The organism is Rathayibacter sp. PhB179, assembly GCF_004345345.1.
Lineage (GTDB): Bacteria > Actinomycetota > Actinomycetes > Actinomycetales > Microbacteriaceae > Rathayibacter > Rathayibacter festucae.
Genome location: NZ_SLVD01000002.1, coordinates 34,730 through 55,516, shown reverse-complemented (window position 1 = coordinate 55,516; position 20,787 = coordinate 34,730). Strand labels below are relative to the sequence as shown.

The following is a 20,787-nucleotide window of genomic DNA, read 5'->3' as shown; positions in this document are numbered from 1 at the left end:
GAGGACCCGGGAGGCCCGCCGGAGCCCCGGGTAGCATGGGTCGAGGAGGGGTGGTCTCGGTGATCTGCAGCACGTGTGGCTCCACCCTCGATCCCGGGGCGATCCTCTGCGGAGAGTGCGGCACCTCGGTGGCCTCGCACGCGACTCCCGGCGCCTCCCGCCCCGCGTCGACCGGCGACACCACCGTCCTCGACCCCTCGCGCCGTGCCTGGCTCCCCGGTCTCGCGCCGGGCCGGCACCGGCGGCCCGCTCCCGGGGCGCCCATGGCGCCGCCGAGTCAGGGGCTCGTGAAGCTGATCTTCGCCTCCGGGCAGCACGCCATCGTCACCGGCAGCGGTCTCATCGGCCGTCAGCCGCTGCCGGATGCGGGCGAGACCTTCCGGCACATCCTCGCGGTCCCCGATCCGACGCGCTCGCTCTCGAAGACGCACCTCGAGTTCGGCTTCGACGAGGGCGGCCTGTGGGTCAGCGATCGCTGGTCGGCCAACGGCACCGTGCTGGTCGCCCCGACGCAGGCTCCGCTCCCGCTCGAGGCGGGCCGCCGCTACCGTGCGAAGATCGGCAGCAGGCTCCTGCTGTCCTCGGTGGAGATGGCGGTGGAGCGGGTCGACGGCTCCTCCACAGCCTCGAACCGTCCACCGATCACCCGCTGACCCACCGCGCGCGGCCGGCGTCCGCTTCGCTGGTCGGATGACGATCCAGCACCCCCGGGCACGGCTCCTGCCGCCCACTCCGCCGAGCACGCCGCCGCGGCCGCCGTTCCCGTGGATCGCGGCGCTGACCCCTGTGGTGTCGTCCCTCGTGCTGTACGCGCTGACCTCGTCGCCGTACACGCTGGCCCTCGCCGCTCTCGGGCCCGTGATCGCGCTCGCCTCCTTCCTCGACGCGGCCCGTCTCCGTCGTCGCACCGCGCGGCGGGAGGCGGAGCGCTATTCCCGGGAGCTCGCGGAGCACACCGTCGCGACGGCCAAGGCGCGGGCGGAGGAGGTCGCCGCCCTCCGCCGCGCGTCGCCGCTCCCGCTCGACGTCCTCGAGCAGCGCGTCCCGGCGGACGCCCGCTGGCGCCGGCCGGCGGCGGGACTCGAGGTCGTGCTCGGTCGGGCGAGGGGGACCGGCGAGGGCGCATGGGAGGACGGGGAGGTGCTGCTGGCAGGGATGTCCTCGGGGATCGGCGTCGTCGGCCCCGCCGTCCTCACCCGCGCGCTGGTGCGGGGGCTCCTGGTGCAGATCGCGGAGCTCGTGGCGCCGGAAGCCCTCCGCATCGAGCTGCCGGCCGGAACCGGCTGGCGCTGCCTCCGCGCTCTCCCGCACACGCGGTCGGTCGGCGCGCCGCTCACCCTCGCCGTCCTGGAGGAGGACGCGGCGACCGAGGCGGACGCCGTCCTCGCCCTCGCCGGCACGGCGGCCGAGCTGCCGAAGCGGTGCCGCTGCATCGTGCAGCTCGGCGGAGTCGGCGTCGCGAGCGTCGTCGGCCGGAGAGGGCCCGGTACCACGGAGCCGCTGGTCGTCGACTTCGTGGCCGCGGAGCAGGCGCGCGGCTACGCCGAGTCGCTCGCCGCCGCCCGTGGCGTGGGACCGGCGGAGCTCCCGGGGACGGTGCTGCTCTCCGACCTCGGTGACCGGGACGGACCCGACGACGGCACGGGCCTCCCGGTGCTGCTGGGGCGGACGCCGAGCGGCCCGATCGAGATCGATCTGGTCCGCGACGGGCCGCACGCCGTGGTCGGCGGGACGACGGGGAGCGGCAAGAGCGAGCTCCTGATCGCCTGGGTCGTGGGACTGGCGATCCGGCACCCGCCGACCGCCGTGACGTTCCTGCTCGCGGACTTCAAGGGCGGCGCGGGGTTCAGCGCGCTCCGGCCCCTCCCGCACGTGACCGGGGTGATCACCGATCTCGACACCGAGGGGGCTCTCCGCGCCTTCACCAGCATCGCCGCCGAGCTGCGGCGTCGCGAGGTGGTCCTCGCCGAGCGCGGCGTCCCGGACATCGCCCGGCTGGCACCCGGTGTGCTCGCCCGGCTGGTCGTCGTCGTCGACGAGTGCGCGGTCGTGCTGGAGCGCGCACCGGAGCTGCACCGCACCTTCGCCGACATCGCCGCGCGCGGGCGCTCGCTCGGCGTCCACCTCGTGCTCTGCACCCAGCGGCCGGTCGGCGTCGTCCGCGACGCGGTCGCGGCGAACTGCGGTCTCCGGATCGCGCTCCGGGTGCACGACGCCGCCGACTCGCGAGCACTGATCGGCTCGGACGCCGCCGCGCGGATCCCGCACCGCGCGGCGGGTCGGTGCGTGGTGTCGATCGGTGGACGCGGCCAGCTGATCCAGGCGGCCCTCGCGCAGGAGGACGACATCGCCAGGGCGAGGCGGAGCGGCGCCGGGTCGGCCCCGGCGCACCGGCCCTGGCTCGACCCGCTGCCCGACCGGATCCCCCTGCCGGAGCACCGGCGGACGGGCCGGATCGCGCTCGGCGTCGTCGACCGCCCGGCCGAGCAGCGCCAGGACGTCGTCCACCTCGATCACCGCTCCCTCCTCGTCCTCGGAGCAGCGGGCTCCGGTCGCAGCGGCGCGCTCCGCACGGTCGCCGCGCAGCTCGGCGCTCGCACGGTCGGCCCGCTCGACGCCGAGGGGGCCTGGGACGCGATCGTCGCCGAGGAGGGGCCGTCCGGTCCGCTCCTGCTCGACGACCTGGATCTGCTGCTGCGACGCTGCACCGAGGACGAGCGCCGGCGACTCCTCGACGCCCTGCAGACGGCGCTCCGCTCCGGCGGGGAGCCGATCGTCGCCACCGCCCGCCGGGCGACCGACGGTCTCGCCGGTCTCCGGGACTCCTTCGACGACGTCCTGCTGCTGCGCGCCGCACACCGGCAGGAGCACCAGCTGCTCGCGCTGCACGGCGAGCCGTACCGCGGCGACCTGCCCCCGGGCGGCGGCTGGTGGCGCGGGGAGCGGATCCAGGTCTTCGCGCCGCCGCCGTCGCCGTCGGGCAGGCGTCCGGCGGCCGTGCCGGTCGTGCCGACGGGCGAGGAGCCCACCGCCGTCCTGACGAACCGCGCGGGAGCGTTGCGGGCGAGGCTCACCGCGGCCGGTGTCCCCGCGCTCCCGGTCCCGGCGGTGGTGGACGGGCTGCCTCCGGCCGGGGCGGCGATCCTCGGGTCGGTCGCGGAGTGGTCCGTGGCGAGGGCGCTCCTCGCCCGCCTCCGCGCAGGTGCGCCCGTCGTGCTCGACCTCCCCCCGGCCGAGGCGCGGGTCGTGCTGGGTCCGCTCCCGCCGGCACCTCTCTGCGCGGGCGACAGGGTGCTGCTCCTGGTGGACGACCGTCTTCGTCGTGCGCGCTGGCCGGACGCCCCGGCGTCCTGACCATCGGCTCCGAACGGGAGGAATCCGTGGTCGGAGAGCCCTCGGAGCGCGGATTTCGTGACAATCATGTTTCCAGATCACCGATCTCCTCCGTCCGTCATCGACAGACGTCCGAGCACTGTGCCAGTATTTCCCCACGTTCACGCCGGTGGGCCCGAGCACCGACGCAGTCAGGAGCCGCAGCCATGACCCGTCCTCTCCCGAGGGACCCCGTCCTCCGCGAGGCCATCGCCGTCGCACGATCCCGCGAGCGGGAGCGGCGCGCGATGCTCTCGCGGCGCGCGGTCCTCGGCGGCCTCGGGCTCGGCGTCGGCGCGCTGGCGCTCGCCGGCTGCGCCCCGGTCTCGCGGGCCGCCCCCACCGCCGCGGTCGACGAGTCCGCCTCCGATCCCAGACTGGTCTGGGACAACTGGCCGGCCTACCTCGACGAGGACGACGACGGCGGCTACCCGACGCTGACGGCGTTCGAGGAGCAGTCCGGCATCTCCGTCACCTACAACGTCGCGGTCGACGACAACAACTCCTACTACGGCAAGGTCAAGGACCAGCTCGCGCTCGGCCAGTACATCGGCGCCGACACCGTCTGCCTGACCGAGTGGATGGTCTCTCGGCTGGCCCGGCGCGGCTACATCCAGGAGCTCGACCACGCGAACATCCCGAACATCGCGAACCTCACCCCCTCGCTCGCGAACCCGGACTTCGATCCGGGCCGCCACCTCTCGCTCCCGTTCCAGGCCGGCTTCGCCGGGATCTGCTGGAACAAGGAGAAGCTGCCGAACGGACTCGCGAGCGTCGAGGACCTCTGGGATCCGGCACTGCGCGGCCGGGTCGGCGTGCTCAGCGAGATGCGCGACACCATCGGGCTGATCATGCTCGCCCAGGGCACCGACATCGCCGGCTCCTGGGGGGACGACGAGTTCATGAACGCGATCGACGTCTTCCGGAAGCAGGTCGACGAGGGCCAGATCCGCAACATCAAGGGCAACGCGTACCTGAACGACCTGCAGAACGAGGACACCCTCGCGGCGATCTGCTGGTCCGGCGACATCACGCTGATCAACACCGAGGCCGGCGACAAGTGGGAGTTCGCGCTCCCCGACTCCGGCGGCACCCTGTGGAACGACACGTTCGTCGTGCCGATGGGCTCCCAGCGCAAGGCCAACGCGGAAGCGCTGATGAACTACTACTACGAGCCGGAGGTCGCCGCCGAGGTGGCCGCCTGGGTCAACTACATCACCCCCGTCGACGGAGCGAAGGACGCCATGGAGAGCATCGACCCGGAGCTGGCCGAGAACCAGCTGATCTTCCCCGACGAGGACACGCTCGCGCAGTCCCACATCTTCCGGACGCTCACCGCGGACGAGGAGAAGGACTACCAGGCCGAGTTCCAGAAAGTGCTGCTGGGCATCTGATGGCGATGGGAACCTTCGCCGAGCGCGGCGCCGACCTCGAACTGGTCGGGATCAGCAAGCAGTACCCGGGCTTCACCGCCATCGACTCGCTGGATCTGACGATCCCCGCGGGCTCCTTCTTCGCCCTCCTCGGGCCCTCCGGCTGCGGGAAGACGACCACCCTGCGCCTCGTCGCGGGCCTCGAGGAGCCCAGCGCCGGCCGGATCCTCATCGGCGGGAAGGACGTCACGGCCACCAAGACCTTCCAGCGCCCGGTCAACACGGTCTTCCAGTCCTACGCGCTGTTCCCGCACATGTCGATCCTCGAGAACGTCGCCTTCGGCCTCAAGCGCCGCCGGATCGACGACCCGGTGGGCAAGGCGCACGAGGCGCTCCGGCTGGTCGAGCTCGACCACCTCGCACAGCGCCGCCCGGCCCAGCTCTCCGGCGGGCAGCAGCAGCGGGTCGCCCTCGCCCGGGCCATCGTCAACCGGCCCGCGCTCCTGCTCCTCGACGAGCCGCTCGGCGCGCTCGACCTCAAGCTCCGCCGCCAGATGCAGCTCGAGCTGAAGTCGATCCAGGAGGAGGTCGGCCTCACCTTCCTGCACGTCACGCACGACCAGGAGGAGGCCATGACCATGGCCGACACCGTCGCCGTGATGAACAAGGGCAGGATCGAGCAGATGGGCGCCCCCGAGGCGCTCTACGAGCTCCCGCGGACGGTCTTCGTCGCGAACTTCCTCGGCCAGTCGAACCTCTTCACCGGTGAGGTCGTCGCCTCGACCGCCACCGCGCTGACGATCGCGGCCGGTGACGCCCGGATCGTCGTGCCCACCGCCCGTGCCGCTCGCGAGTCCGGGGAGATGACCATCGGCGTCCGCCCCGAGAAGCTCCTCCTGCTCACCGAGGCTCCGGCCGACACGCCGGACCGCAACGTGCTCGGGCCGGGCCGCGTGGTCGACGTCTCCTTCAGCGGCGTCAGCACCCAGTACACGATCGAGATCCCGACGCTCGGCTCGATCGTCGTCTTCGCGCAGAACATGGTCTTCGGGCCGGTCGTCGGCGAGGGCGCGCAGGTCTGGGTCAGCTGGAGCATCGAGCACGGCTTCGGTCTGGCCGACGAGCCGGGCACCGTGCCCCGCTTCGCCGCCGACGACTCCACCCGCTCGATCGCCCTGCAGAAGCGCGGGCTGCTCGCCGGACGCACCGGAGGGGCGTAGGCATGGCCTTCGCCGCGTTCGCGACCGGCTCTGCCGACACGCTCGATCCGCCGGTCCGCCGGCGGTCGACGATCGCCCTGGTGCTCCTGCTGCCGGGCATCGTCTACATGCTGCTCTTCTTCCTGACGCCGCTGATCTCGCTCGTGCTGACCTCGTTCCAGGTCGAGGTGCCGGACGGCGACATCGGCGAGTACGCGCCGGGCTTCGCCTGGCAGAACTACCTCGTCGTGATGGCCGACTACTGGCCGCACGCGATCCGCTCCTTCGGCTACGCGCTGATCGCCACGGTGCTCGCGCTCGTCATCAGCTACCCGCTCGCCTACTTCATCGGGGTGAAGGCGCGGCCGTGGCCGCTGCTGCAGAACCTGCTGCTGACGCTGGTGATCGCCCCGTTCTTCATCAGCTTCCTGCTCCGCACCCTGGCCTGGAAGCAGATCCTCGCCGACGAGAGCCCGCTCGTGCAGGCCCTCAAGACCGTCGCGATCCTGCCCTCCGACGGCCACCTCACGGGGACCCCGATCGCCGTCGTCTTCGGCATCACCTACAACTTCATCCCCTTCATGACCCTGCCGCTGTACACGACGCTGGAGCGGCTGGACACCCGGCTCCTCGAGGCCGGCTCCGACCTCTACGCGCACCCCGCCTCGGTGTTCTGGAAGGTCACCGTGCCGCTCTCGATGCCCGGCATCGTCTCGGGGACGCTGCTCACCTTCATCCCGGCGGCGGGCGACTACATCAACGCGAGCCGGGACTTCCTCGGCTCGTCGCAGACGTCGATGGTGGGCAACGCGATCGAGGCGAACTTCCTCACCCTCGAGAACTATCCGGCCGCGGCCGCGCTCTCGATCGTGCTGATGGCCGTGATCCTGGTCATCGTCGGCTTCTACGTGAAGCGCAGTGGAACGGAGGACCTCCTGTGACCGCCACCGCCGACCGCCCCGTCGCGAGCGCCCAGGAGGCGCTGGGGGCACCCGCTCCGGCGCCGGTGCGAGGCCCGCGCCGCTTCAAGGGCCTCGGGCTCGGGATCTACACCGCCCTCGCCCTGATCTTCCTGCTGATCCCGATCGGCTACACCTTCGTCTACTCGTTCAACGACTCGGGCAAGAGCAACCTCGCCTGGCGGGGCTTCACCTTCGACAAGTGGGTCTCGGCCTGGACGAGCGAGGAGGTGATGACGGCGTTCGGCAACAGCCTGCTGGTCGGCGTCGTCGCGACGGTGCTGGCCACCGCACTCGGGACGATGATCGCCATCGCACTCGTGCGGTTCCGCTTCCGGTTCCGCTCGGCGATCAGCCTGCTGCTGTTCCTGCCGATGGCCACTCCAGAGGTGGTGCTCGGCGCCGGACTCGCAGCCCAGTTCCTCGCGCTCGGCACCGAGAAGGGCCTGGTCACGATCATCCTGGCGCACACGATGTTCTGCATCAGCTTCGTCGTGGTGACGGTGAAGGCGCGTGTCGCGAGCCTCGACCCCCGGCTCGAGGAGGCGGGGCGCGACCTCTACGCCTCACCGGCCCAGGTCTTCTGGCGGATCACCTTCCCGCTGCTGCTGCCCGGCATCCTCGCGGCGGCTCTGCTCTCGTTCGCGCTGAGCTTCGACGACTTCATCATCACGAACTTCAACTCCGGGTCCGTCACCACGTTCCCGAAGTACATCTACATCGCGGCGGCCCGCGGCATCCCCGCCGAGGCGAACGTGATCGCCTCGGCGGTGTTCGTGCTGGCGATCCTCATCGTCGTCGTCACGCAGGTGTCGGCGGCCGCCCGGGCGAAGCGGCTGGCGAGGCAGCAGTAGCGGCGCGCCCGGCCGCTCCGGCGGTGCCCCCGCGAATCAGACGTAGGAGGCGCGGACCGCGCCGACCGGCTTGCCGCCGCCGGTGACGACCGGATTGAGCCGCACCAGCACCTCGTTCGCCGCGGCGCGATCGACGGTGCCCGCCTCCACCAGCAGCTTGAGCGCGACCACCGTGGCGGCGCGCAGGCTGCCGTCGAGGATCTTCAGCGCGACCGTCGTTCCGTCGGGCGAGGCCATCACGAGCACTCCCTCCGCGCCGAGCTTCGCGACCAGGCCGAGCCGCTCGATCACGACGGTGTTGTCGCGACCCGGCCCGTCCAGGGCCCACGCGTTCTCGAGGATCGCCTCGGTGAGCACGCCCGCCTGCCGGTAGAGACCGAACGGGGAGGCGGGGGAGGAGGAGACGATCCGCGAGATCCCCTTCGCCAGCGCGGTCAGCGGCAGTGCGTGCACCGGCGCGCCGCAGCCGTCGACGGCCGAGCCGGCGATCCGCTCGCCGGTCAGACGCTCGATCGTGTCCACGATGTGCTGCTGCAGCGGGTGCGAGCGCTCGAGGTAGTCGTCGGTGCTCCAGCCGTTCTGCACGCAGGCGAGCAGCATCGCCGCGTGCTTGCCGGAGCAGTTCATGTACAGCGGGTCCGCGCTGGCTCCGGCGCGCAGCAGCTTGGTGCGCGAGGCCGAGTCGCTCGGCCAGTCGGCCGGGCACTGCAGGGCGGTGTGGTCGAGCCCCGCGCGGAAGAGCAGGTTCTGCACGAGGGCGACGTGCTGGGGGATGCCGGCGTGGCTCGCGGTCGCGATCACCGCCTCCGCCCCGCTCAGCTCGACGCCGGCGGTCATCACGGCGAGGGCCTGGAAGGGCTTCAGGCAGGAGCGGGGGAGGACCGGCGCCGTCGGGGTGCCCAGCGTGCGGGCGACGCGGCCGTCGGAGTCGAGGAGCACGGCCGACCCGGCGTGGCGCGACTCGACGAAGCCGGAGCGCTCGACCACCGCCAGTTCGACGGACTCGGCGAGGGTGAAGGTACCTGCGGACATCCCCCCATCTTGCCCGACGGCCCGGCGCCTCCTGGGCGGAGGGGCCGGGCCGTCGACGGAGCGGGCGGGGCTCAGAGGGTCGCGAACGCCTCGCCGAGCACGGCCACGGCCTCGTCCAGCAGCTCGTCCGTGAGGGCGAGGCTGGGGAGGAAGCGCACCACGTTGCCGTAGGTGCCGGCGCTGAGCACGAGCACTCCGTGCTTGGCGGCGTAGTCGATGATCGCGGCGACCGCCGCGGTGTTCGGTCGCTTGGTCGTCTGCGCGGTCCCGGGCTCGACGAGCTCGATCGCCATCATCGCGCCGATGCCGCGCACGTCGCCGATGATGTCGTAGCGCTCCTGCAGGGCGTGCAGCGCGGCACCGAGGCGGGCGCCGATCCGGTCGGCCTCGGCGAGGAGGCCGTCCTGCTCGATCCGCTCGAAGACGGCGACGGCGGCGGCCGCCGCGACGGGGTTGCCGCCGAAGGTGCCGCCGAGGCCGCCGGCCTGCGCGGAGTCCATGATCTCGGCCCGGCCGGTGACGCCGGCGAGCGGCAGGCCGCCCGCGATGCCCTTGGCCGAGAGCACCAGGTCGGGGACGAGGCCGAAGTGCTCGCTGGCGAACCAGGCGCCGGTGCGGGCCATGCCCGACTGGATCTCGTCGGCGACGAAGACGATGCCGTTCGCGGTGCACCACTCCTGCAGGGCCGGCAGGAAGCCCTGCGCCGGGACCATGAAGCCGCCCTCGCCCTGGACGGGCTCGACGACGAGGCAGGCCAGCGCGGAGGCACCCACCGTCTTCTCGAGGTACGAGATCGTCTGCTCGGCCGCCTCGGCGCCCGAGAGGCCGTCGTGGTATGGGTAGGAGCTCGGCGCGCGGTGGACGTCGCTCGCGAACGGGCCGAAGCCGAGTCCGTAGGGGAGCGCCTTGAAGTTCATCGCCATCGTCAGGTTCGTGCGGCCGTGGTAGGCGTGGTCCAGCACCGCGACGCCGGGGCGGCCGGTGTGCTTGCGGGCGATCTTGACCGCGTTCTCGACGGCCTCGGCGCCGGAGTTGACCAGCACGGTCTTCTTCGCGTGGTCGCCGGGGGTGTGCTCGCCGAGCAGCTCCGCGACGCGGATGTACGGCTCGTAGGGCGTGACGGTGAAGAGCGTGTGGGTGAGGCGGCCGAGCTGCGCGGTGGCGGCGGCGACGACCGCGTCGTCGGTGTGGCCGATCGTCGTCACGCCGATGCCGGCGCCCAGGTCGATGAACTGGTTGCCGTCGACGTCGACGAGGATCGCGCCGTGCGCGCGGTCGATGTAGACGGGCAGCGCGGTGCCGACTCCGGTGGGGACGACGGCGAGGCGGCGCTCGTGCAGGGCCCTCGATCGCGGCCCCGGGATCTCGGTCGCGACGCGACGCTCCTGGGGGACGGCCGACGTGGGAACCTGGGGGGCGAGCGTGTCTGTCATGGTCCCCCGAGTGTACCCGCGGGCCTCGGAGGAGCAGTGGTCCAGACCGTCGAGACCGGCCTGAACCACGGCCGAGAAGGAGGATTCCGATGCAAGCGGAGCACGATTACGCCGTATCCGTCGTCTGGGAGGGCAATCGCGGCACCGGCACCAGCGGCTACCGGGACTACGGGCGCCAGAACGTCCTCGTCGCCGAGGGCCCGCCGCCGATCCTCGCCTCGGCCGACAAGCCCTTCCGCGGCGACCCGGACCGCTGGAACCCCGAGCAGCTGCTGCTCGCCGCCCTCGCGCAGTGCCATCTGCTCTCGTTCCTGCACGTCGCGGTCAAGAACGGCGTCGTCGTGACCGAGTACGTCGACGACGCCGCCGGGCGGATGGTGCAGGAGGGCGAGGGCGGGCGCTTCGTCTCGGTGACCCTCCGGCCGCGGGTCCGCGTCGCGCACGAGTCGATGGTCGAGCTCGCGCAGTCGCTGCACGGCGAAGCCTCGCGGCTGTGCTTCATCGCGAACTCGGTGAGCTTCCCTGTGGGACACGAGCCGCAGACCTCGGCGGCCGACGCGCACTGATCCGGGCGGGCTCGGGCAGCGGCGACCGGAGCGGTCAGCGCCGCTCGTGCGGCAGCGCCCGCCGGATCTTCTCCACCGTGGTGACCGGCGGCGACTCGTTGTAGACGCCCGCCGCCTCCTGGCCCGAGAGCGCGTGGATCGCGGTCATCACCTCGTCGGTCGCGTGCCGGCGCGCGCGACCCGAGTCGGCGGAGCCGTGCCGGGAGAGGTCGAGCGGATCGCCGAAGCGCACCGTGATCCGGTGCAGGCGGGGGATCCTCGAGCCGACGGGCTGCAGCTCCTGGGTGCCGACCAGCCCGACCGGCACGACCGGTGCGCCGGTGGTGAGGGCGAGCCACGCCACTCCGGTGCGCCCGCGGTAGAGGCGGCCGTCGCGCGAGCGCGTGCCCTCGGGGTAGACGGCGAACGCCTCGTCGCGCTCGAGGATCGCGCGGCCGAGGTCGAGGGCCTCCTGCGCGGCCTGGCCGGCGCCGCGCTCGACGGGCACCGCTCCGACCGCCGTGAAGAACGAGCGCGACGCGGCGCCGCGTGCTCCGGTGCCGGTGAAGTAGTCGGCCTTCGCGAGGAACTGCACCGGCCGCGGCGCCAGCAGGGTCAGGACGGGGGAGTCGATGAACGACAGGTGGTTGCTGGCGAGGATGACCCGGCCGGTGCGCGGGACGTTGTCGCGGCCCTCGACGATCGGGCGGTAGATCATCCGGCCGAGGCGGCTCATCGTGAAGCGGGCCACGCGCGCGGAGACGCCGATCCCCGGGGGTGTCGGCGGTGCGGGAGCGTCGTCGGTCGGCATTCGCCCGACGCTACCGGCGGGTGCATGCCGCTCGGGTCATGCTCCGCCGACCGCTCCGCCGGGGCCCTTCTCGCGGGCCGGGGCGGACGACCGCGGGCCGCCCCTCGTGACGAGGAGCGGCCCGCAGGGCGACGCAGAGGGAGTGACTCAGCCGAAGGTGGCGAGCGCCTCCTCGATGACACCGGCCGCGTCGTCGATCAGCTCCTCGCTGATGACCACGCTCGGCATGATGCGCAGGACGCTGTCCCAGCTGCCGGCGTCCAGGGCGATGACGCCGTTCGTCGTGACGTGCTTGAGGACGGCGGAGAGCGCCTCCGGGTTCTGCTTCTTCGTGCCGGGGTGCACGAGCTCGACGCCGAACATCGCGCCCTTGCCGCGGACCTCGCCGACGACGGCGAAGCGCTCGGCCCAGTCGCCGATGCGGGCCTGCAGGGCGCGCTCGACGCGCTGCGCCTCGGCGATGAGCCCCTCGGACTCGATCGCCTCGAAGGTGGCGAGCGCGGCCGCGGTCGAGACGGGGTTGCCGCCGAAGGTGCCGCCGATGCCGCCGGGCTGGACGGCGTCCATGATCTCCGCGCGGCCGGTGACCGCGGCGAGCGGGAAGCCGCCGGCGATGCCCTTGGCGGTGGTGATCAGGTCCGGGACGACGCCGAAGTGCTCGATCGAGTACCAGGCGCCGGTCCGGGCGATGCCGGCCTGGATCTCGTCGGCGACGAAGACGATGCCGTTCTCGGTGCAGAACTCCGACAGCCGCTCGAAGTAGCCGGCCGCCGGGATGATGATGCCGCCGTCGCCCTGGATCGGCTCGACGAACAGCGCCGCCAGCTCCTCGGCGCCGATGTGGGTGCGGATGTAGTCGATCGAGCGCTCGGCCGCCTCCTCGCCCGTCATGCCCTCGGGATCGCGGAACGGGTAGCTCATCGGGAGGCTGTAGATCTCACCGGGGAACGGGCCCATGCCGGCCCGCTCGGGCCAGGGGCGGTAGGTCATCGCCATCGTGAGGTTGGTGCGGCCGTGGAAGGCGTGGTCGAGCGAGGCGATCGCGCGGCGACCGGTGTGCTTGCGGGCGATCTTGACCGCGTTCTCGACAGCCTCGGCGCCGGAGTTGACGAGGATCGAATGCTTCTCGAAGTCGCCGGGGGTGATCTCGCCGAGCTTCTCGGCGACCCGCACGTAGTTCTCGTAGGGGGTCACCGTGAAGAGGGTGTGGGTCAGCTTCTCGGCCTGCGCGGCGGCGGCGGCGGCGACCGCGGGGTGCGCGTGGCCGATGGTGGTGACGCCGATGCCGCAGCCGAGGTCGATCAGGCGGTTGCCGTCGACGTCGACCAGGACGGCGCCCGAGGCGTGGTCCATGTAGATGTTCGCGAGGGTTCCGGCGCCGCGGGAGACGCTGGCGACGCGGCGCTCCTGCAGCGCGATCGAGCGGGGGCCGGGGAGCTCTGTGACGAGCGCGCGGGACTGGGGGACCGAGAATTCACGCATTCCTCCATGCTAGGCGCGGCTCCCGGGGAGGGGGCCGGGGACGCTCCGGGGCGGCGCGACCGGGTGGGCGCCGTGGAGGGATCGTTCAGCCGGGGCAGAGGCGCAGCCCGCAGGATGGACCGATCCCCTCGACGTCGTCCCGCTCCCTGCCGGGCAGGAAAGGTGCACCCGTGCGCAGAACCCTCGCGATCCTCGCCGTCCTCGGCGCCTCCCTCGGCCTCGCGGCCTGCACGCCGGGCACCCCCGGCACCCCCGAGGCGACCCCGAGTGCGAGCCCGACTCCGCTCTCCTGCATCTCCTCCGGGGACGCGTCCGAGGCGGTGGACGCGGCGGGCGACTTCGGGACCAAGCCGGTCACCGTCTTCCCCACCCCGATGAGCGTCGACGCGACCGAGGGCACCACCGTCATCGACGGCACCGGCGAAACGGTCGCCGAGGGCGACACCGTCCTCGTCGACTACACCCTCTACAACGGCACGAGCGGCGCGGAGTTCTCGGCGAGCAGCTACGCCTCCGGGGGCCGCGCGGCCTTCGAGGTCGACACCGAGCAGTACCTGGCCGGCCTGGTGAAGGCGGTCAACTGCGCCGCCGTGGGCTCGCGCGTCGTCGCGGTCGTCCCGCCCGCCGACGCGTTCGGCGACGCCGGCAGCACCGACCTCGGGATCGCCGCGGACGACTCCATCGTGATGGTCATCGACGTCGAGGGCATCGTCCCCTCGGCCGCGACCGGCGAGCCGCAGGCCCCGGTCGACGGGCTGCCGACGGTGGCGCTCGCCGAGGACGGCGCCCCGACGGTGACGATCCCCGCGACCGACCCGCCGGCCGAGCTGCAGCTCGAGGTGCTCAAGAAGGGCGACGGGCAGACCGTGGCCGACGGCGACTCGCTGATCGTCCAGTACCAGGGCGTGGTCTGGGGCACCGGCGAGGTCTTCGACCAGAGCTGGGGCAAGGGCACGCCCGCGTCCTTCGGCACGGGCGACGTGATCGAGGGCTTCAAGGAGGCGGTGGTCGGCCAGACCGTCGGCTCGCAGGTGCTCGTGGTCATCCCGCCGGACAAGGGCTACGGCGAGGCGGGCAACGCGAACGCGGGCATCAGCGGCACGGACACCCTCGTCTTCGTGGTGGACATCCTCGCGGTGAGCTGACCCGGAGAGGCTCCCGGCCCGGGAGGGCCGGGTGCCGCCGTGCCAGGATGGGCGGATGCGCAGGGTCATCATCCTCGGCTCGACCGGGTCCATCGGCACGCAGGCCCTCGACGTCATCGGCGCGAACCGCGACCGCTTCGAGGTGGTCGGCCTGGGCGCCGGATCCAACCGAGAGGTCGTCGCCCGGCAGGCGCGCGACTTCGGCGTCGAGCACACCGCCTTCGGCGCCGCGGAGGCCGAGCAGCTGATCCGCTCGGTCGACGCCGACGTCGTCCTGAACGGCATCACCGGCTCGGTCGGACTCGGCCCGACACTCGCCGCGCTCGAGGAGGGCCGCACCCTCGCCCTCGCGAACAAGGAGTCGCTGATCGTCGGCGGCGAGCTGGTCACCTCGCTCGCCGCTCCCGGCCAGATCGTGCCCGTCGACTCCGAGCACTCGGCGATCGCGCAGGCGCTGCTCGCTGGGGAGCACCGCGAGGTCCGCCGGCTGGTGCTCACCGCGTCGGGCGGTCCCTTCCGGGGGCGCGACCGCGCCTCCCTCCGCGACGTCAGCCCGGCGGAGGCGCTCGCGCATCCGACCTGGGACATGGGCCTCGTCGTCACCACCAACTCCTCGACGCTGGTCAACAAGGGCCTCGAGGTCATCGAGGCGCACCTGCTCTTCGACGTGCCCTACGACCGGATCGACGTGACCGTGCACCCGCAGTCGATCGTCCACTCGATGGTCGAGTTCGTCGACGGCTCCACGATCGCCCAGGCGTCGCCGCCCGACATGCGGCTGCCGATCTCGCTCGGCCTCGACTGGCCGCACCGCGTCGCCGGCGTCGGCGTGCCGCTGGACTGGACCCGCGCGCAGTCCTGGACGTTCGAGCCGCTCGACGAGGAGGCCTTCCCCTCCGTCCGGCTCGCGAAGAAGGTCGGAGTCGCGGGGGCGTCGTACCCGGCCGTCTTCAACGCCGCGAACGAGCAGGCCGTGCAGGCGTTCCACGCCGGTCGGATCGGCTACCTGGACATCCTCGCGACGGTCGAGGCCGTCGTCGACGCGCACTCCGTCGACGGCGAGCTGACCCGCGAGTCGCTGGCCGAGGCCGAGGCCTGGGCGCGCCGCACGGCGGACGCGCGGATCGCCGCCGCCTGAGCGCTTCAGCCGGGCGGCAGCCGCACCATGCTGGTCGAGTAGCCGCGGAGCGGCGTATCGAGACCCACCCACCGGACGACGGTGGATCTCGATACGCCCTCTCCGAGGGCTACTCGATCAGCATGCCGATGCCGGTCCGGCGGTCCGCCCTCAGGCGAGCGCGCTCTCGACGGAGGACCGCAGGCCGGCGGCACGGCGCGCTCCGGGCGCGAGAGCAGCTCGATCGCGTCGCCGGCCTCGACGGGCTGATCGCGCCCTCATCGCGATCCTCCAGCGCCTCTCCAGCCGAGGGTCCACCCCGCGGCCTACAGTGACCGAGTGGAATCCGTGCTGCTCTTCGTCCTCGGCGTCGTCATCATCGCCGTGGGCGTCGCCCTGTCGATCGCGCTGCACGAGGTCGGGCACCTCGTTCCGGCGAAGCTCTTCGGGGTCAAGGTCACGCAGTACATGATCGGCTTCGGCCGGACGGTCTTCTCCGTCCGCCGCGGCGAGACGGAGTACGGCGTCAAGGCGCTGCCCCTCGGCGGCTACATCGCGATGATCGGGATGTACCCGCCCAAGCACCCGGGCGACCGCGTCGGCGAGTCGAGCACGGGCTTCTTCAACGGGTTGAACGGCAACGAGTCGGCGCCCGACCCCGAGCCCCGCCGTGGCGGCTACGCGACCATGATCGACGAGGCCCGCGCCGCCAGCGCCGAGACCATCGGCGAGGGCGAGGACCATCGCGCCTTCTACCGGCTCGCGGTCTGGAAGCGCGTGATCGTGATGTTCGGCGGCCCGTTCATGAACCTCGTGATCGCCACCGTCCTCTTCGCGGTGCTGCTCTGCGGCATCGGCGTCGCCCAGAACACCTCGACCATCTCCACCGTCTCCCAGTGCGTGGTCCCGGCGAGCGACACCACCACCGAGAGCTGCTCCGCCGACGACCCGCTCGCGCCCGGCGCCGCCGCCGGCATCCTGCCCGGTGACACCATCACGGCGATCGACGGCACGCCCGTCTCCTCCTGGAACGACCTCACCCCGATCATCCGCGCCTCCGCAGGCGTGCCGCTCAGCGTCGCCGTCGAGCGCGACGGCCAGCCCCTCACCCTGACGATCACCCCGGCCGAGAACGAGGTGGCCGTCACCGACGCCGCGGGCAACGCGGTGCTCGACTCCTCCGGCGCGGTCGAGACGCAGACCGTCGGCTTCATCGGCATCTCGCCGACCCAGGCCCTCGTGCAGCAGCCGATCACCGCGGTCCCCGGCACCGTCGGCGAGAACATCAGGAGCGTCGCGGGGGTCATCCTCAACCTGCCGCAGCGCCTCATCGACGTCGCGCAGGCCGCCTTCGGGACCGAGGCCCGTGACGCGAACGGACCGATCAGCGTCGTCGGCGTCGGCCGCATCGCCGGCGAGATCGCCGCCTCCGATCAGCTGCCCGTCGTCTCCAAGGTGCAGACGATGGTCGGCGTCCTCGCCTCCCTCAACGTCGCGCTCTTCGTCTTCAACCTCGTCCCCCTCCTCCCCATGGACGGCGGCCACATCGCCGGCGCCCTCTGGGAGGGCCTGCGCCGCCGCATCGCCAAGCTCTTCGGCCGCCGCGACCCCGGCCCCGTCGACATCGCCAAGCTCCTCCCGCTCACCTACGCGGTCGTCCTGCTCCTCGGCGGCATGAGCGCGCTGCTGATCTACGCCGACATCGTCAAGCCGATCACGCTGTTCTGAGCTGTCTTGCGAGCCGGTCCCTGCCCGGCTCGCCGCGGTCGGCTTCGCGACGGGTTGCGTGGGGAGGAGCGTGTTGCGGTCGGCTAGCGCGAATCGCTGGCACGCGATTCGCGCGTTCGCCTTGGAGGTGGCGCCGGTCCCTGCCTGGCTCGCCGCAGTCGGCTTCGCGACGGGTGGGGTGGGGAGGAGCGTGTTGCGCACGGCTAGCGCGAATCGCTGGCACGCGATTCGCGCGTTCGCCTGGGAGGTGGAGCCGGTCCTCGCCCGGCTCGCCGCGGTCGGCTTTGCGACGGGTGGGGTAGGGAGGAGCGGGTTGCGGTCGGCTAGCGCGAATCGCTGGCACGCGATTCGCGCGTTCGCCTGGGAGGTGGCGCCGGTCCCTGCCCGGCATGCCGCGGGAGGTCGGTCTGGTCTGCAGGCGAGGGGGCCGGGAGGAGTTGAGGGGACAGGAGTGGACGCGTGGCGGGCGGGGGATCGCCTGCGGATCGGACGTCGGCCGATCGCTCGCTCGGGGAGGCAGGGCCGGCGCGGACGGCGGAGATCGGCGGGACCTGGGAACCGGGGGAGCGGCGGCGTCCGGCCGTGCGGCGCGCGTACGATGGGGCTCGTGCCTGCTGTGAATCTGGGTTTGCCCAAGGTCCCCGTGACCCTCGCCCCCCGCCGGAAGACCCGTCAGATCAAGGTCGGGAAGGTGCTCGTCGGCGGTGACGCTCAGGTCAGCGTCCAGTCGATGTGCACCACGCCGACCACGAACATCAACGCGACGCTCCAGCAGATCGCCGAGCTGACCGCCTCCGGCTGCGACATCGTGCGCGTCGCCGTGCCGAGCCGCGACGACGCGGAGGCGCTGCCGATCATCGCGAAGAAGAGCCAGATCCCCGTCATCGCGGACATCCACTTCCAGCCGAACTACGTCTACGCCGCGATCGACGCCGGCTGCGCGGCCGTCCGGGTGAACCCGGGCAACATCCGCAAGTTCGACGACCAGGTCGGCAAGATCGCCGCCGCCGCGAAGGCCGCCGGCGTCTCCCTCCGCATCGGCGTCAACGCGGGCTCGCTCGAGCCCAGTCTCCTGCAGAAGTACGGCAAGGCCACCCCCGAGGCGCTCGTCGAGAGCGCCGTCTGGGAGGCGAGCCTCTTCGAGGAGCACGACTTCCACGACTTCAAGATCTCGGTCAAGCACAACGACCCGGTGATCATGGTCCAGGCCTACCGCCAGCTCGCCGAGCGCGGCGACTGGCCGCTGCACCTCGGCGTCACCGAGGCCGGCCCCGAGTTCCAGGGCACGATCAAGTCGGCGACGGCGTTCGGCATCCTGCTCGGCGAGGGCATCGGCGACACCATCCGCGTCTCGCTCTCCGCGCCGCCCGCGCAGGAGGTCAAGGTCGGCCTGCAGATCCTGCAGTCGCTCAACCTCCGCGAGCGCAAGCTCGAGATCGTCTCCTGCCCGAGCTGCGGCCGCGCGCAGGTCGACGTCTACACGCTCGCCAACGACGTGACCGCCGGTCTCGAGGGCATGAGCGTCCCGCTCCGCGTGGCCGTCATGGGCTGCGTCGTCAACGGACCGGGCGAGGCCCGCGAAGCCGACCTCGGCGTCGCCTCCGGCAACGGCAAGGGCCAGATCTTCGTCAAGGGCGAGGTCATCAAGACCGTCCCCGAGTCCGAGATCGTCAAGACGCTCATCGAGGAGGCCAACCGCCTGGCCGCCGAGATGCCCGCCGACGACACCTCGACCGGCTCCCCGGTGGTCGTCGTCTCGAAGTGACCGCGGGCGGTGGACCGGCACCCGCCCGGTCCGCCGCCACCCCGGACCGCGCGGGACACCCCGCCGCGGACTCCGGATAGGATCGTCCCTCGTGGTTACCCGTCTCTCGCACCTGTTCGTCCGCACCCTCCGAGAGGATCCGGCCGACGCCGAGGTCGCGAGCCACCGCCTCCTGGTCCGGGCCGGCTACATCCGCCGTCAGGCCCCCGGCGTCTTCGCCTGGCTGCCCCTCGGTCTCAAGGTCAAGCGCCGCATCGAGGCGATCATCCACGCCGAGATGGCGGCCGCCGGCGCGCAGGAGGTCCACTTCCCCGGGCTGCTGCCCCGCGAGCCCTACGAGCTCTCCGGCCGCTGGACCGAGTACGGCGACGGCGTCTTCCGCCTGAAGGACCGCAAGGACGCGGACTACATGCTGGCGCCGACCCACGAGGAGTTCTTCACCCTCCTGGTCAAGGACCTCTACTCGTCCTACAAGGACCTGCCGCTCTCGCTCTACCAGATCCAGGACAAGTACCGCGACGAGGCGCGCCCCCGCGCCGGCCTCCTGCGCGGCCGCGAGTTCACCATGAAGGACGCCTACTCCTTCGACTACACCGACGCCGGTCTCGACGCGAGCTACCAGGTGCAGCGCGACGCGTACGAGCGCATCTTCGCGCGGCTCGGCCTCGAGTACGTGATCGTGCAGGCGGACGCCGGCGCGATGGGCGGCTCGCGCAGCGAGGAGTTCCTGCACCCGACTCCGGTCGGCGAGGACACCTTCGTGCGCTCGGCCGGCGGCTACGCGGCCAACGTCGAGGCGTACCGGACCCCCGTGCCCGAGGCGCTGCCCGTGGACGGGCTCGCCGAGGCGCGCGTCTTCGACTCGCCCGGCACCCCGACCATCCAGTCGCTCGTCGACCTCGCCAACGCCCAGGAGCCGCGCGCCGACGGCCGCGCCTGGACCGCCGGCGACACGCTCAAGAACGTCGTCCTCGCGCTCACCGCGCTCGACGGGACCCGCGAGCTCGTCGTCGTCGGGCTGCCCGGCGACCGGGACGTCGACCTCAAGCGTGCCGAGGTCGCCTTCGCCCCCGCCGAGGTCGAGGCCGCGACCGAGGAGGACTTCGCGAAGCACCCCGCGCTGGTCAAGGGCTACATCGGCCCGTGGTCGGCCGAGGGCGCCGTCCTCGGGGAGGAGTCCGCGAGCGGCATCCGCTTCCTGCTCGACCCCCGCGTCGTCGAGGGCACCTCCTGGATCACCGGAGCGAACACCGCCGGGAAGCACGTGCTCGACCTCGTCGCCGGCCGCGACTTCTCCGGCGACGGCGTCGTCGAGGTGGCCGACGTCCGCAGCGGCGACCCCGCTCCCGACGGCTCCGGCCCGATCGAGACCGCCCGCGGCATGGAGATCGGCCACGTCTTCCAGCTGGGCCGGAAGTACGCGGACGTGCTCGGCCTCAAGGTCCTCGACGAGAACGGCAAGCTCGTCACGGTCACCATGGGCTCCTACGGCATCGGCGTGACCCGGATCCTCGCGATCATCGCCGAGAGCAACCACGACGACCGCGGGCTGATCTGGCCCGAGAACGTCGCACCGTTCGACGTGCACGTGATCGCGACCGGCAAGGACCCGGCGGCGCTCGCGCTCGCGGAGTCGGTCGGCGCCTCGCTCGAGGCCGCGGGCCGCGACGTGCTGATCGACGACCGGCCCAAGGTCTCGCCGGGCGTCAAGTTCGGCGACGCCGAGCTGATCGGCGTGCCGCTGATCGTCATCGCCGGCCGCAGCGCCGCCGACGGCATCGTCGAGCTCTGGGATCGGCGCACCGGCGAGCGCGAGCAGCTGCCCGCCGCCGAGGCGCTCGCCCGCCTCGGAGCCTGAGCGCCTCCGGTCCCTCCGTCCCGTCCGCCCTCAGCGCGGTCGGTTATGCTCAATGGTCCCGACGCGCGGGCCCGGCTCCTGCCGTGGCGCCGCCGGCGCCGGACCGGTTTTCGA

16 protein-coding genes are annotated in these 20,787 nt (G+C 72.5%); 12 read left to right on the top strand and 4 right to left on the bottom strand.

Translation table 11 applies throughout. From position 1 onward, the window contains the following. The first annotated feature begins 128 nt into the window (after positions 1-128). From EDF43_RS21695 to EDF43_RS04030, 6 genes are all read left to right on the top strand, one after another. Positions 129-653 carry a hypothetical protein gene (locus EDF43_RS21695; RefSeq protein WP_165909011.1) on the top strand — a complete coding sequence of 175 codons (525 nt, stop codon included), beginning with the start codon at positions 129-131 and terminating at the stop codon, positions 651-653. A gap of 37 nt (positions 654-690) precedes the next feature. After that, the gene (locus EDF43_RS04050; protein ID WP_165909010.1) at positions 691-3,354 is read left to right on the top strand and encodes an FtsK/SpoIIIE domain-containing protein; all 2,664 of its coding nucleotides are present in this window, start codon (positions 691-693) and stop codon (positions 3,352-3,354) included. A 185-nt stretch (positions 3,355-3,539) separates the two neighbouring features. Continuing rightward, positions 3,540-4,766 (top strand): spermidine/putrescine ABC transporter substrate-binding protein, encoded by a 1,227-nt coding sequence (locus tag EDF43_RS04045; RefSeq protein ID WP_132435738.1) that lies wholly within the window; start codon positions 3,540-3,542, stop codon positions 4,764-4,766. Continuing rightward, on the top strand, positions 4,766-5,965 hold the full coding sequence (locus EDF43_RS04040) for an ABC transporter ATP-binding protein (protein ID WP_132435737.1): 1,200 nt from the start codon (positions 4,766-4,768) through the stop codon (positions 5,963-5,965). Before EDF43_RS04045 ends, EDF43_RS04040 begins: the two co-directional genes overlap by 1 nt. Before the next feature lie 2 nt (positions 5,966-5,967). After that, a complete protein-coding gene (locus tag EDF43_RS04035; RefSeq protein WP_123732044.1) occupies positions 5,968-6,885 on the top strand; it encodes an ABC transporter permease in 918 nt (305 codons plus the stop codon). Positions 6,886-6,989: 104 nt separating this feature from the next. Continuing rightward, complete coding sequence (locus EDF43_RS04030; RefSeq protein WP_243646240.1) at positions 6,990-7,757, top strand: ABC transporter permease; 768 nt, start codon at positions 6,990-6,992, stop codon at positions 7,755-7,757. 36 nt (positions 7,758-7,793) lie between these two features. Here EDF43_RS04030 and EDF43_RS04025 read toward each other — a convergent pair whose 3' ends face one another. After that, the gene (locus EDF43_RS04025) at positions 7,794-8,789 is read right to left on the bottom strand and encodes an asparaginase (RefSeq protein WP_123732045.1); all 996 of its coding nucleotides are present in this window, start codon (positions 8,787-8,789) and stop codon (positions 7,794-7,796) included. A 71-nt stretch (positions 8,790-8,860) separates the two neighbouring features. After that, complete coding sequence (gene gabT / locus EDF43_RS04020) at positions 8,861-10,222, bottom strand: 4-aminobutyrate--2-oxoglutarate transaminase (protein WP_123445522.1); 1,362 nt, start codon at positions 10,220-10,222, stop codon at positions 8,861-8,863. Positions 10,223-10,311: 89 nt separating this feature from the next. On the opposite strand from gabT, the gene EDF43_RS04015 reads away from it, so the two are divergent. Beyond that, the gene (locus tag EDF43_RS04015; RefSeq protein ID WP_132435736.1) at positions 10,312-10,788 is read left to right on the top strand and encodes an OsmC family protein; all 477 of its coding nucleotides are present in this window, start codon (positions 10,312-10,314) and stop codon (positions 10,786-10,788) included. A 34-nt stretch (positions 10,789-10,822) separates the two neighbouring features. Here EDF43_RS04015 and EDF43_RS04010 read toward each other — a convergent pair whose 3' ends face one another. Then, a complete protein-coding gene (locus EDF43_RS04010; protein ID WP_243582723.1) occupies positions 10,823-11,503 on the bottom strand; it encodes a lysophospholipid acyltransferase family protein in 681 nt (226 codons plus the stop codon). A gap of 222 nt (positions 11,504-11,725) precedes the next feature. Beyond that, positions 11,726-13,060, bottom strand: a complete 1,335-nt coding sequence (locus EDF43_RS04005) for an aminotransferase class III-fold pyridoxal phosphate-dependent enzyme (RefSeq protein WP_123702939.1) — start codon at positions 13,058-13,060, stop codon at positions 11,726-11,728. A gap of 170 nt (positions 13,061-13,230) precedes the next feature. Between EDF43_RS04005 and EDF43_RS04000 the strand changes: the two genes are divergently transcribed. From EDF43_RS04000 to EDF43_RS03980, 5 genes are all read left to right on the top strand, one after another. Continuing rightward, the gene (locus EDF43_RS04000) at positions 13,231-14,205 is read left to right on the top strand and encodes an FKBP-type peptidyl-prolyl cis-trans isomerase (RefSeq protein WP_132435735.1); all 975 of its coding nucleotides are present in this window, start codon (positions 13,231-13,233) and stop codon (positions 14,203-14,205) included. A 55-nt stretch (positions 14,206-14,260) separates the two neighbouring features. Further along, on the top strand, positions 14,261-15,343 hold the full coding sequence (locus EDF43_RS03995; protein WP_132435734.1) for a 1-deoxy-D-xylulose-5-phosphate reductoisomerase: 1,083 nt from the start codon (positions 14,261-14,263) through the stop codon (positions 15,341-15,343). Positions 15,344-15,661: 318 nt separating this feature from the next. Then, the gene (locus EDF43_RS03990; RefSeq protein WP_165909009.1) at positions 15,662-17,050 is read left to right on the top strand and encodes a site-2 protease family protein; all 1,389 of its coding nucleotides are present in this window, start codon (positions 15,662-15,664) and stop codon (positions 17,048-17,050) included. Positions 17,051-17,657: 607 nt separating this feature from the next. Further along, the gene (gene ispG / locus EDF43_RS03985) at positions 17,658-18,815 is read left to right on the top strand and encodes a flavodoxin-dependent (E)-4-hydroxy-3-methylbut-2-enyl-diphosphate synthase (RefSeq protein ID WP_132435733.1); all 1,158 of its coding nucleotides are present in this window, start codon (positions 17,658-17,660) and stop codon (positions 18,813-18,815) included. A gap of 91 nt (positions 18,816-18,906) precedes the next feature. Continuing rightward, positions 18,907-20,673: a proline--tRNA ligase gene (locus EDF43_RS03980; RefSeq protein WP_123735377.1), complete on the top strand. Its 1,767-nt coding sequence runs from the start codon at positions 18,907-18,909 to the stop codon at positions 20,671-20,673. Positions 20,674-20,787: the final 114 nt, after the last annotated feature.

What these genes read in the sequence shown, in the direction of transcription:
- EDF43_RS04035 (WP_123732044.1), top strand. Translation starts at nt 5,968, where the DNA reads ATGGCCTTCGCCGCGTTCGCGACCGGCTCTGCCGACACGCTCGATCCG.
- gabT (WP_123445522.1), bottom strand. Translation starts at nt 10,222, where the DNA reads ATGACAGACACGCTCGCCCCCCAGGTTCCCACGTCGGCCGTCCCCCAG.
- EDF43_RS04005 (WP_123702939.1), bottom strand. Translation starts at nt 13,060, where the DNA reads ATGCGTGAATTCTCGGTCCCCCAGTCCCGCGCGCTCGTCACAGAGCTC.
- EDF43_RS04015 (WP_132435736.1), top strand. Translation starts at nt 10,312, where the DNA reads ATGCAAGCGGAGCACGATTACGCCGTATCCGTCGTCTGGGAGGGCAAT.
- EDF43_RS03995 (WP_132435734.1), top strand. Translation starts at nt 14,261, where the DNA reads ATGCGCAGGGTCATCATCCTCGGCTCGACCGGGTCCATCGGCACGCAG.
- EDF43_RS04010 (WP_243582723.1), bottom strand. Translation starts at nt 11,503, where the DNA reads ATGAGCCGCCTCGGCCGGATGATCTACCGCCCGATCGTCGAGGGCCGC.
- EDF43_RS04040 (WP_132435737.1), top strand. Translation starts at nt 4,766, where the DNA reads ATGGCGATGGGAACCTTCGCCGAGCGCGGCGCCGACCTCGAACTGGTC.
- EDF43_RS04025 (WP_123732045.1), bottom strand. Translation starts at nt 8,789, where the DNA reads ATGTCCGCAGGTACCTTCACCCTCGCCGAGTCCGTCGAACTGGCGGTG.
- EDF43_RS04050 (WP_165909010.1), top strand. Translation starts at nt 691, where the DNA reads ATGACGATCCAGCACCCCCGGGCACGGCTCCTGCCGCCCACTCCGCCG.
- EDF43_RS04045 (WP_132435738.1), top strand. Translation starts at nt 3,540, where the DNA reads ATGACCCGTCCTCTCCCGAGGGACCCCGTCCTCCGCGAGGCCATCGCC.